Origin of the sequence: uncultured Dialister sp., from assembly GCF_937959425.1 — a bacterium.
GTDB lineage: Bacteria > Bacillota > Negativicutes > Veillonellales > Dialisteraceae > Dialister.
Genome location: NZ_CALGPS010000099.1, coordinates 1 through 12319, shown reverse-complemented (window position 1 = coordinate 12319; position 12319 = coordinate 1). Strand labels below are relative to the sequence as shown.

The window sequence follows — 12319 nt, the reverse complement described above, 5'->3', positions numbered from 1 at the left end:
GGCTTTCACCAGACTATACTATACACGCCGAACTGGCGCACAACCTAAGAACCCTTAGGCCCGAAGGGCCCATCAATCTTAAGAACCTTTTCTCCAATCCCCTTTCCCGCCGATTATGATATACTGGATAAAACCATTTAAGAGTATCCGCTTATGCAGGAGGAAATCATGCAGATAGACAGCGCTGTATTATATGTAATTACAAAAAAATTGAAGGAAAAGCTGGATGCCTGCCAGGTGCGGCAGGTGCACCAGATAGACAACCGTATTATGGATCTGGAGCTTTTCTGCACCGACGGGGACATTGTAAGCCTTATGATTAACACCTACAATCCGCCCCTGCTTTATCTTACGTCGAAAGGAAAAAACAAAAAGCAGTACTCCCCTTCCCAGACTTTCTGCATGACCCTTCGGAAATATCTGGAGGGGAGCCGCCTTTCCCGCATAGAACAGGTAGACATGGACCGGGTGGTGGCCCTTTCCTTTGACCGCATTGAAGCGGGAAGTGAAATCATTACCCGCACCCTTTGGGTGGAACTGCTGCCGGCATCACCGAACATGATTCTCACTGAAGGAAATACCATTATTGATGCCTGCCTTCGGGGAAAGAAACTGGACCGCCTTCTGGTACCGGGAGAAACCTATTCCCTCCCCGGCCATGGAGACCGCATGGATTTCATGAAATTCAGCAGGGAAGAGCTGAAAAACATCCTTGATTTCTCCAAGAAAGAAGACATCCCCTTTGACAGCTGGCTTTTTGGTCATTTCAACGGGTTTTCCCGTTTTCTGGCAGATGAGCTGGCCCTGGAAAGCCATGTGCCTGCTGATATCCCCCTTTCTTCTATCACCGATGAGGACGAGGAGCGGATTCTTTCGTCCATTACAAATATGGCGGAAGCTATTCAAAATTCCGACTGCCTTTACATTTATAAAAAAGGAAAGGGTAAAAAGACGGCCAGCCCCATTCCCCTTTCCATTCTGAAAGATGAACCGGAAAAGGCGGAGGTCCTTCCCTTCATTGAAAAAGAGGCGGAAAGCGGTGCCGGCTCCATCAGCCAGGCGGTGCAGGACTATAAGAAACAGCTCCATACCCTTATCAAAAGGGAGGAAAGGAAGAAACGGAAAATAGGCGATGAGATGAAGGAAACATCCCGCATGGACCAGTACAAACTGTGGGGCACCCTTCTTTCCATCTATGCCTATGAAAAAATCAACCACAGGACGTCCCTCACCCTGTCCAATCTTTTCAAAGATCCGCCGGAGGATGAAACCATTCCGGTGGACCCCCTCCTCTCCGTTTCCGCCAACAGCCAGATGTATTTCAAAAAATACAATAAAATGAAAACAAGAAGCGCCATTGGCCAGGAAAAACTGGACGAATGCGACAAACGTCTTTCCTACCTGCAGGATACACTCTACTTTGCAGAACAGGTAACCACCAAGCAGGAGCTGGAGGCGCTGAAGGAAGAGCTTAAAAATCTGGGTATAGATAAGAGGCAGATCCAGGGAAAGAAAAAAGGAAATAAACCCGGCAAAAAATCGCAGGCTCCCCAGATTGAAAGCCGCATAGTTGACGGATTCAAGGTGTGGATCGGCACCAGCAATACGAAGAACGAATACCTCACCCTTCATAAGGCTGCCAAAACGGACATCTGGCTCCATGCCAGAGCCATTCCCGGATCCCATGTGGTGATTGAAGCAGGAAATGAAACAGTGCCGGAAGAGACCCTTGCCAAAGCTGCCGCCCTGGCCGCCTGGAACAGCAGGGGCAGAAATTCCGGTAAAGTGGATGTGGACTACACCCTCATCCGGTATGTGAAAAAGATTCCCGGAGGACCACCGGGGCTTGTGAATTATACCCACCAGAAAACCATAACCGCTGTGCCGGAAGATGTGAAATAGTGGGCTGGTCGGATTCTTTTACGACGTGAAGTGTAGTGCTTTCTGCCCACCGGTATTGTTTAGTGGGCTGGTGGGTTGGTGGGAGTCACTATCGACACATATCGTCGTACACCCCCTTTGGTGCTTGACGCACCACCTTCCCCCCGCTAAAGCGGTGGGACTATAAAAGTGGTGAAAGGGGCTGTGAAAAAATGATTTACATTTTTTCACAGCCCCTTTTTATTTTCTCCCTTTCTCCACTTGAAATTTTAAAGTGTTTTTCATGAATGGTTTACTCCATATATCGGCAATGCTAAAATCTAATTATGAAAAACCCTATTTCTGCAAGGAGGAAATTATCATGAATAAACAGGAAGAAGCAGTGCATGCCCACAACTGCGGCTGCTGCCACTGCCACCACCATCATCACGAGGAAAGTCATATCCATGAAGATGATTCCGGAAGCGACGATGAGGAGGACCACCATCACGGCTGCTGCGGTCATCATCATGACCATGACCATGAGGAACCTCTTCATCACGATCATTCCCATGACCCGGAAATGGCAAAGTATGTGAACAACGAAAAGGATATCATGGAAGATGAGAAGGACATTGACGCCGATGAGCGCCGTGCTTTTGGCCATTTCCATGATTTAGGAATCCACCACCGGGAAGATCATGCATTGGACTGCCACTGCCATGAATGTGTGGAGGAAGAGGACTGCGACATCTGCGGGAAAAGTCTTGACCGCTGCCGCTGCAATTTCCTTGGAAATACGTACCACCGCGCCGTGTACCACATGGAGCATCTGGACTGCATGGAATGTGCCGCCAAGATGGAAGGGAAGATTCGGGAAATGCCCTCTGTTTTCTTTGCTTCCATTTCTTTCCGTACCAAGGAGCTCCGCCTTGTTTCCAAAGAGGATCCGGATCAGCTTCTGAAAGAAGTACTGGCAGTATGCAGAAGTGTCGATGAATCGGTGGGCATTGTGCCGCCGGTGGATAAGACAGCCTACCGGACGGAAACCTATGAAATCCCTACCCTGGACTGCGCTGCCTGCGCATTGAAGCTGGAAAAGCTGGTTAACCGTCAGCCCGGTGTTCTCTCCGCTTCCATTTCCTATGCCACGAAAACCATGAAACTCACGGCCGAGGACCCGGACAGCCTGATTCCCACCCTTACGGAAAAGTGCAATGAGGTGGAGTCTCCTACGGAAATCAGGAAGAAAGTGCGCCCGCCGAAGGCAGCCGTTTCCAAAGAGGAAGCAAAGCTGCCTTTCTATAAGAAGTTATTCACAGAGGAAGGGCAGCTCCGGATGGGCGGCATTCTCTTTGTGCTGGGCATGGTGCTACATTACCAGCCCTTCGGCCCCCTGTCCCTGCCGGACATGTACGGGAATATTCTTTTCTTTATTTCCTACCTCATTCTTGGCGGGCCCATCGTGTGGACAGCACTGAAGAATGTGAGCCACGGGGAATTTTTTGATGAAACCTTCCTCATGACCATCGCCACCTTAGGCGCCTTTGGCATTCAGGAGTACCCGGAAGCGGTGGGTGTCATGTTCTTCTACCGCATCGGTGAATATCTCCAGGATCTGGCCAGCGGAAAGAGCAGGAAACAGATTATGGACGCCGTAGATCTTCGTCCGGAAGTGGTGCACCGTCTCTCCGGTAATGAAATGGAAACCGTTCCGGCGGAAGAGGCCAAGGTAGGAGATATTCTCCTCATCCGCCCCGGCGACCGTATTCCCCTGGACGGACTCATTATAGAAGGAAACACGCAGATTGATACCTCCGCCGTTACCGGAGAACCAAAACCGGTGATCGCACCGGCGGGCAGCCATGTGGACTCCGGCTGCGTCAATATGACCGGCACCATCAAGCTGCAGGTAACCAAGATACTGGCGGAATCCATGGTCAGCCGTATTCTGGACTCCGTGGAAAATGCGGTGGCCAGCAAGCCGAAAATCGACCGCTTTATTACCCGTTTCTCCCGCATTTATACGCCGGCGGTGGTACTGATTGCCCTTCTTGTGGCAGTGGTTCCTCCCCTCCTCTTCCAGGCGGACTGGGAAAAATGCATTTACACCGCCCTCACCTTCCTCGTCATCTCCTGCCCCTGCGCCCTGGTGATTTCCGTGCCCCTGGCATTCTTTGCAGGCATTGGACGGGCTTCCAAAGAGGGTATCCTCTTTAAAGGCGGCACGGTGATGGAAGTACTTTCCAAAGTCAAAGCGGCGGTGATGGATAAAACAGGAACTTTGACGGAAGGCAAATTCAAAGTGCGCTCCATCCTCCCTGCCCATGGCAAAAAGCAGGAGGACGTACTTTCCCTGGCTGCGGCCTGTGAAATTTATTCCACCCACCCCATCGGAAAATCCATCATAGAAGCGGCAGGCGAGAAAAAGCTGTCCCTTCCCAAAGTGGAAAACCTCCATGAAACGGCAGGCCTTGGCGTGGAAGGCATAATGGAGAACATGCCGGTATACGCAGGAAACAGAGCCCTCATGATGAAGGCCGGCGTTTCCGAAAAAGAACTGGATGCACTCCCTGCGGAAGGCACGGTGGTATACATGGCCAAAGGAAAGGAACTCCAGGGCTGCATCGCCATCGCCGATGCATTGAAGGAAGATGCCGTATCCTCTGTGCAGGAAATCAAAGCCCTGGGCGTCACACCGGTCATGCTGACCGGCGATAATCCTGAAAGTGCGGAAAAAGTGGCGAAAAAGGCGGGCATTTCCAAAGTCTATGCCGGACTCCTCCCCCAGGATAAACTTTCCATTATGAAAGAAATCCGCGAAAAAGAAGGCTCCGTCCTCTTCGTAGGCGATGGCATCAACGACGCCCCCGTCCTGGCCGGCGCCGACGCCGGCGCCGCCATGGGAAGCGGCGCCGATGCAGCCATTGAAGCGGCGGACCTGGTATTCCTGAACTCCGACGTCAAGGCTATTCCCAAGGCCATTCGCCTGTGCCGGAAAGTACTTTCCACCGCCTGGCAGAACGTAGCCTTTGCCCTCTTCATCAAAATCGCTGTCATGATCATGGGCCTTCTGGGATACGCCAATATGTGGGTAGCCGTATTCGCCGATACCGGTGTCACCCTCCTCTGCATCCTCTACTCCGTAAGACTTCTTCGGATAAAAATGTGAGGAGTAATGAGCCGGTGGGCTGGTGAGCTGGTATTTGTGAAATGAAAACAGCTGTGAAAAAATGATGAATCATTTTTTCACAGCTGTTTTTTTGTTGTATGGTTTTCCTACGGGTGAAGCCCGGTTGTAAAGGTTTCATCATAATGGCGCCCCTTCTTTTTGAAAGGCGCCCACTACACCCCTCAGCGGCGAAGCCGCTGTCAAACTTTAGAACCTTTAGAACCCTTTGAACCCTCGCGCCCGAAGGGGCGTGTCGGCGAAAGCTCACTCCACTATTTCCGGGCCGTTTTCCTTATCTTCATTCTTATCCTTCGGGAAGACCAGGTTCAGCACCATGGCTACGATGAAGACGACGGCCACGCAGTTGTCGGCGAAGACGCTTCGGAAGAGGTCCGGGAAGATGTGGAAAATCTGGGGTGTCTGGGTGAAGCCCAGGCCTATGGAGAGGGAGAGGGCGGCGATGCTCATGTTTCTCTGGGAATAGCCGCAGTCCCCCAGCATACGGACGCCGCTGACTACGATGGAGCCGAACATCATGAGTGTGCAGCCGCCGAGGACGGCGTTGGGCAGGGAGGCCAGGATGACGCCCAGGGCGGGGATGAGGCCTGCCAGAATCATGATAAGGGCGCCGCAGCCGATGGCTTTTCGATTCACCACATGGGTCATGGCAATGAGGCCTACGTTCTGGCTGAAGGAGGTAATGGGCATGCAGCCGAAGAGAGATGACAGGCTGGAAATGAAGCCGTCCACAGCAATGGAGCCGGAAACTTCCCTGTTTGTAGGAGTGCGGCCGAAGCCCATGGCTGCCAGGGCGCTGGTGTCTCCCAGGGTTTCAGTAGCGGAAACGAGGAAAATCAGGAAAATGGAGAAAATGGCGTCCGCATGGAATTCCAGAGGCACCGGAAGGATGGCCGGAACGGAGACCAGAGACACCTGGGTGATACGGGAGAGGTCCACCATGCCGTAGAAATAAGCGGCCACGTACCCTACCACCAGACCGAAAAGGACGGAGAGCTGTTTATAGAAGGAATGGGCCTTCACGTTGAAAACCAGACAGGAAACAAGGGTAATGGAGCCTACGATGAGGTATTTCGCATCTCCGAAATCCGGCGCGCCGAAGCCGCCGCCGAAGGAATTGGCTCCGATGGGAAGAAGGGAGAAACCGATGGCCGTTACAACAGATGCGGAAACGATGGGCGGCACAAATTTCTTCCACCACGTAGCTCCAAGGCCCAGTATCCCTTCCAGGATACCGCCGATTAAAGCAGCCCCCAGCACGGCGCCATAGCCGTACTTCGTACCGATGACGCAGGCCACGGAAACGAAGGTGAAGCTGATGCCCATAATAATGGGAAGGCCGCTCCCCAGTCTCCACAGAGGAAACATCTGCAGAAGGGAGCCGATGCCTGCCACAATCATGGCGGACTGCACCAGGGCGCCGGACTCCTCCGGCGACATTTTCACCGCTCCTGCCACGATAAGGATAGGAGCAATATTGGCCACAAACATGGCCAGCACATGCTGCAGGCCGAAGGGAACCGCCTTGCGGACAGAAATATCCCCCTTCAGCTGGTAAATGGCGTCATTCGCTTTCATGACTGCACCTCACCGGAATGTAATGGTGCCGGTGGCGGCATCCATCTTTTCAATGATAGCCAGGGACTTCACGTCCACTCCTTTGGCACGGAGAGCGTCGCCGCCTCCCTGGAATCCCTTTTCAATGCAGATGCCGACCCCTTCCACAATGCCGCCGGCCTGGGAAACCAGGTCCATGAGACCTTCCACGGCGCAGCCGTTGGCCAGGAAATCATCCATAATGAGGATATGTTCCCCTTCGTTCAGATACTTCTTGGAAACCACCACATGGTTCACTTTGTTATGGGTAAAGGACTTCACTTCCGTTGCATACACATCGGCGTCCATGTTGGAGCCTGCCGACTTCTTGGCAAACACTACGGGCACGCCGAAATAAACGGCGGTGAGGCAGGCAATACCGATGCCGGAGGCCTCAATGGTCAGAATCTTATCCACCGGTTTATCGGCAAACAGTTCCTTGAACTCCTTCCCCAGCTGGCTGATAAAAGGCACATCGATCTGATGATTCAAAAAGCTGTCCACCTTCAGCACATTTCCCGGTTTAATCACTCCATCGGTGAGTATCTTCTTCTGTAACAGATTCAATTCTGATGCCATCATTCCTGCTCCCTTTTTTATAAATAAAAAGATAATATTGCTTTATTTTATCATGGGCCGCAAATCAATGCAAAAAAAGAGGAGCCATGAAATCAATTCACAGCTCCTGATGGTCATGGGAAATTACTGCCTGAACAGTCTTTCCAGGTCCTCCCATTTCATCATGCCGTCTTCATTTTTTAAAATCCCATGGAAGGTCAAAGGATATTGCAAGGGACTTTCCCCTTCCTTAGGCACCGTAAGGCGGCGGATATCCCGGGATGAAGGATAGAGAAGGCTTACGGACCCGTAAAGAATGCCGTCGGAACCCTTCCATTTCTCAATCACCAGTTTCACACCGAAGGGAACCTTCTTTTCGATGGATCCCGGAAGCTCATAGGGACGTGTGCCCAGGGCGCTAAGGATGGCAGTCATATTGGAGTCATGGCCGCAGATAAAGGAGAATTTTCGGCGGCTTTCCATTTCCCCATCCATCATACGGACCAGCGGCAGGGCCATGTAATGGGCGGCCTCGGGCTCACCGTATAGAAGGATGCCGAAATCATCTTTAATGCGGCCGATTTTTCCCCAGTCCCCGAAGGTCATGGTGTGGCCAAAGGCCGCTTGGCTGTCATCTTCGGTTTCATAATAGCGGATGAGAAGGGAATCGGCCAGGGAGTGGGCCGTTTTGAGGGATCCCGTCATTTTCGGCTTTTTGCCGCTTTTCATGGTGATGTGAAGGTCCTCCGGTACAAACCCTTTGAAATCGCCCTTCCTTGCTGCCGGAGAGGAAGGAATATCCAGTACCCTGGAGAGCTCCTGGAAATCGCCGGCCATTTCTTCTTTTTTAGCCGAAATGAAGGAATCCGCCCAGATTTTCTCCCCCTTCTGAATGGCAGAAAGGGTATCTCCCCCAAGGGAAGCGGGCAGGCTGGTGCTGAAGGCAGCATCCTTCGTTCCCTCCGGTTTATGATGGACCGTAATATTTGCTTCCGGCGCCACACCGGCGGCAAAGTAATGGGCCGTGGCAATGGTGCGCTGGTCCGAATCGGCGTAGAAATAAACGTCCTTTCCTTCCCAGTCCTTCGGGGACACCATGAATTTTTCCTTATCCAGCTCATTCTTCACGGACTGGCCCATCATGGTTTCCACCAGACCGCCCCGGTTGGATAAATCTCCCGGAGCGCCTTTGTAATCCTGCCAGCGGTGAGGGGTGAGGGACTTCCTTTTTTCGCTGTCCGTTGCCATAGGAGAACGCAGATTATGGCGGCTGAAAATGACCACCTTCTGCAGTTCATAGCTCTGATGCAGCCCTTCCCTGGCTTCTGCCGGCATACCCGGCAGAAGGGACAGAGAAAGGAGAAGGGCCGAAGCTGCAAGGCCCGCCGCTTTTTTATAATGAATCCACTTGGAAATAACCATATTTCCTCCTTTGAAACAGGTATATCTGTCAAATAAATAGAAAAAGGACTGTGAACAAAATGATTCCTATTTTTCACAGTCCCCTTTCTTTATTTATTTATTTTACCAGTCCGCCGTAATCTTTCAGCATCTGGTAAACATGGTTCTTTTCTTCTTCCGATGGTTCCACAATGGGGAGACGGAAATGACCGCCAGGCTGGCCGATGAGGTTTACTGCAGTCTTTACCGGAATGGGGCTGGCAATGAAGAACATGCCTTTCATAATGGGGTACATTTTGATATGAAGGGCTCTTGCCTTTTCCAGGTCTCCCTTTTCAAAAGCATCCACCATGGCAAGGAGGTCATCGCCGATGACGTGGCTGGCTACGGAAATCACGCCTACACCGCCGCCTGCCAGGATGGGCAGGGTGAATGCATCGTCGCCGCTGTAAATCATGAAATCGTCAAGAAGGAGTGCCTTTTCCTTGGTCACCTGGTCCCAGTTGCCTGTAGCATCTTTGATACCGACCACATTGGGGCAGTCGTCAACGATTCTCTTAATGGTTTCCGGCTGGATGGATACGCCTGTACGGCCGGGAACATTATAAAGAACGATGGGCAGATCCACGTGTTTCGCAATGGCACGGAAGTGCTGGTACATGCCTTCCTGGTTCGGTTTTACATAGAAAGGAACGATGGCCAGGGCGCAGTCAATACCGGTCTTCTTGGCTTCTCTGCCGAAAAGGATGGTGTCTCTGGTGCTGATGGTACCGATATTCCCCATAACCGGGACTTTCTTGCCGGGGGCATTTCTGCCTACGGCGTCAACAATGGTTTTGTAGAGTTTCAGCTTTTCTTCACTGGTCATGGTAGCGCCTTCACCGGTGGTGCCGCCTACCAGGATACCTTCAGAGCCGTGAGCCACGAGGTGTTTAGCCAGTGCGGCTGCTCCTTCATAATCTACAGAACCATCTTCATGAAATGGAGTAATCATGGCGGTAATAACCCGTCCGAATTTTGCTGTTGCCATTTTTTATTCTCTCCTTTTTTTAGTGGGCTGGTGCCGGCTATCGGCTGTCAGCTATCGGCTATCGGCCTTGGTGGGCGCCTTTGGGAAATATAGGAGCGCCAGTATGATAAAACCTTTACAACCGCCCTTACGGGCGGGGGGAAAAGAGTTTCCCCCTTGCCCGCTTCGCGGGACTTCCCCCGCAAGCGGTGGCAGAACAAAGCTCCGTGAAACATTTTCTCAGAAGTTACTCAATTTTAAGAACGGGTTGTTGTTCCCCCGCACAGCGGGGTGGCAAGGGAACTGGAGTTACACCAGCGAACTGGATTCGTAGGGGAGCTGTAGCGACCTGAGAATTCAGTGAGTCGGTGATAGCCGTGCTGTAGGGGAACGCAGCGACCCGAAAATCCAGTGACACGCTTCCCACCGGGGCAAAGGTGGTGCCGTAGGCACCAAAGGGGGAAAGCCACCAGAGGTGGCTAACTCACCACCAAGGTTAGAGTGACTTATGCGATAGAAAGGCATTCGCGTAACTCTGACTTTATACTCATCGTCCGAAGGGCGATACCACAACCCTCAGCCGCGAAGCGGCTGTCAAACCTGAGAACCCGACCGCCACCGGCCGGTCAATCTTAAAAACCTTTCTCCCGTCAAATCATATCATGGGCAATCATGTATTCTGCAATCTGCAGGGCGTTGAGGGCAGCGCCTTTGCGGATCTGGTCGCCGCAGACCCAGAGGTTGATGCCGTTTTCGCTGTAGAGGTCCTTGCGGATGCGGCCTACGGCTACGTCGGTCTTGTTGGAAGTGTCCAGGGGCATGGGGTAAATCATGTTGGCAATGTCATCTACCAGCTGGGCCCCTTTGAAGCCCTGGATGGCCTTCTTTACCTGGTCCGTGGTGATGTGTTCTTCTGTTTCAATGTAGATGGATTCTGCATGGCTCCGGATAACCGGTACGCGGACAGCGGTAGGCGTAATGGCGATGGTGTCGTCATGGAAAATCTTGTGGGTTTCGTTCACCATTTTCATTTCTTCCTTGGTATATTCATTATCAAGGAATACGTCGATCTGGGGAATTACGTTGTAGGCAATCTGGTAATGCTTGGGCAGGCTGGCGGAGGGAAGAATCTTCGGTTCGTAGGTTTCCCCTTTGGCAATGGCCGCCGCTTCGTCCAGGAGTTCGTCAATGCCGTCTTTGCCGGCGCCGGAAACGGCCTGGTAGGTGCTGACGATGATCCGTTTGATTCTGGAAATATCATAAATCGGCTTTAATGCCATGAGCATGATAATGGTGGAGCAGTTCGGGTTGGCGATAATGCCCTTGTGCTTTGCAATATCTTCCGGGTTGATTTCCGGAATTACCAGCGGCACTTCCGGGTCCATGCGGAAGGTGGAGGAATTGTCGATGACTACGGCCCCCCGTTTCGCCGCTTCCGGCGCCAGGGTCTTGCTGATGCTTCCGCCGGCAAAGAGGGCGATGTCGATATTTTCAAAGGATTCGGGCTTGGCTTCTTCGACGGTGTATTCCTTCCCCTTCACCATCAGCTTTTTACCGGCAGACCGTTTCGATGCCAGAAGCTTCAGGGATGCGAACTGAAAATCCCTTTCTTCAAAAAGGCGAATGAATTCCTGTCCCACGGCGCCGGTGGCGCCAAGGACTGCTACGCGCGGCAGTTTACTCATAGAAGCACCTCATTCCAGATAATTTTCCAAACCATATACAAAGCCCTTGACGGTCATGCACTTCTTGCATGCCAGCATGACGCCGGGCATAAAGGACTTTCTGTCCAGAGAATCATGACGAAGCGTCAGGATTTCCCCATAGCCGCCGAAAAGCACTTCCTGGTGAGCCACATAGCCGGGAAGACGGACGGAATGGATGGTAATGCCCTCATACTTGCCGCCACGGACGCCGGGAAGGCTTTCCTTCGTTTCATCCGGCTCCGGTGCGCTGGTGCGGGCAGCCGCCATCTTTTCGGCAGTAAGCTTCGCCGTGCCGGAGGGCGCATCATATTTATGGTTATGATGGAGCTCGATGATTTCCGCATTCGGCATGTATTTAGAAATTTCTGCAGACACCTTCATCAGAAGCACAGCGCCCAGGGAGAAATTCGGAGCCACCAGGCCATTGGCGCCGGTTTTGGCAGCAATTTCAGAAAGCTCCTTCCGCTGGTCCGCGGTAAGTCCCGTGGTACCGATGACCATGTTCACGCCGTTTTCAAGGACAAACTTCGCATTCTGATAAATCACCTTGGGGCTTGTGAAATCCACCACCACGTCCGGCTTCTTCACCTTGAATGCTTCCTCCAGGGAGGGAGAAATGGTAATGCCGTTATGGCCGGTGCCGACCACTTCCCCCAGATCCTTCCCTGCAGCGCCGGGATCTACAGCCCCTGCGATTTCCAATCCTTCCTCAGCCATCACAGAACGGACCACTTCACTCCCCATGCGTCCGGCTGCGCCATTCACTAAGACTTCAATCATGAATAACTCCTCCTTCTATGGCTCTATAGGCGGAATTTCCCTATAAGGCATTTGATAGTTTGAATCTATGGTAGTATAAATCGACAATCACGTCAATATGGGAAATGATTTTTTATACATGAAATGGGGCCCCGGGTTCAAAGGGTTCAAAGGGTTCAGAGGGGAAGGTTCTTAAGTTGTGCGCCAGTTCGGCGTGTATAGTATAGTCTGGTGAAAGCC

Annotated in this window: 8 protein-coding genes; 2 read left to right on the top strand and 6 right to left on the bottom strand. The window is 52.1% G+C overall.

Annotated features, from left to right (window positions below; all coding sequences use genetic code 11):
• Positions 1–168 precede the first annotated feature (168 nt).
• Positions 169–1902 (top strand): NFACT family protein, encoded by a 1734-nt coding sequence (locus tag Q0482_RS04110; RefSeq protein ID WP_299143723.1) that lies wholly within the window; start codon positions 169–171, stop codon positions 1900–1902.
• 340 nt (positions 1903–2242) lie between these two features.
• Positions 2243–5032: a heavy metal translocating P-type ATPase gene (locus tag Q0482_RS04105; RefSeq protein ID WP_299143721.1), complete on the top strand. Its 2790-nt coding sequence runs from the start codon at positions 2243–2245 to the stop codon at positions 5030–5032.
• A 264-nt stretch (positions 5033–5296) separates the two neighbouring features.
• On the opposite strand, the gene Q0482_RS04100 is transcribed toward Q0482_RS04105, so the two are convergent.
• The 6 genes from Q0482_RS04100 to dapB form a co-directional block, all read right to left on the bottom strand.
• Complete coding sequence (locus tag Q0482_RS04100) at positions 5297–6628, bottom strand: nucleobase:cation symporter-2 family protein (protein WP_299143720.1); 1332 nt, start codon at positions 6626–6628, stop codon at positions 5297–5299.
• A 9-nt stretch (positions 6629–6637) separates the two neighbouring features.
• On the bottom strand, positions 6638–7213 hold the full coding sequence (locus tag Q0482_RS04095; RefSeq protein ID WP_366517983.1) for a xanthine phosphoribosyltransferase: 576 nt from the start codon (positions 7211–7213) through the stop codon (positions 6638–6640).
• Between the two features lie 135 nt (positions 7214–7348).
• Positions 7349–8626: a histidine-type phosphatase gene (locus Q0482_RS04090; protein WP_299143717.1), complete on the bottom strand. Its 1278-nt coding sequence runs from the start codon at positions 8624–8626 to the stop codon at positions 7349–7351.
• A 97-nt stretch (positions 8627–8723) separates the two neighbouring features.
• Positions 8724–9635, bottom strand: a complete 912-nt coding sequence (gene dapA, locus Q0482_RS04085; protein WP_299143716.1) for a 4-hydroxy-tetrahydrodipicolinate synthase — start codon at positions 9633–9635, stop codon at positions 8724–8726.
• A gap of 629 nt (positions 9636–10264) precedes the next feature.
• Positions 10265–11299 carry an aspartate-semialdehyde dehydrogenase gene (locus Q0482_RS04080; RefSeq protein WP_299143713.1) on the bottom strand — a complete coding sequence of 345 codons (1035 nt, stop codon included), beginning with the start codon at positions 11297–11299 and terminating at the stop codon, positions 10265–10267.
• 9 nt (positions 11300–11308) lie between these two features.
• Positions 11309–12100, bottom strand: coding sequence for a 4-hydroxy-tetrahydrodipicolinate reductase (gene dapB / locus Q0482_RS04075; RefSeq protein ID WP_297037809.1), 792 nt, complete (start codon positions 12098–12100; stop codon positions 11309–11311).
• Positions 12101–12319 lie beyond the last annotated feature (219 nt).

Coding starts and splice junctions, on each gene's coding strand:
- Q0482_RS04105 (WP_299143721.1), top strand. CDS start 2,243: ATGAATAAACAGGAAGAAGCAGTGCATGCCCACAACTGCGGCTGCTGC.
- dapB (WP_297037809.1), bottom strand. CDS start 12,100: ATGATTGAAGTCTTAGTGAATGGCGCAGCCGGACGCATGGGGAGTGAA.
- Q0482_RS04100 (WP_299143720.1), bottom strand. CDS start 6,628: ATGAAAGCGAATGACGCCATTTACCAGCTGAAGGGGGATATTTCTGTC.
- Q0482_RS04080 (WP_299143713.1), bottom strand. CDS start 11,299: ATGAGTAAACTGCCGCGCGTAGCAGTCCTTGGCGCCACCGGCGCCGTG.
- Q0482_RS04090 (WP_299143717.1), bottom strand. CDS start 8,626: ATGGTTATTTCCAAGTGGATTCATTATAAAAAAGCGGCGGGCCTTGCA.
- Q0482_RS04110 (WP_299143723.1), top strand. CDS start 169: ATGCAGATAGACAGCGCTGTATTATATGTAATTACAAAAAAATTGAAG.
- dapA (WP_299143716.1), bottom strand. CDS start 9,635: ATGGCAACAGCAAAATTCGGACGGGTTATTACCGCCATGATTACTCCA.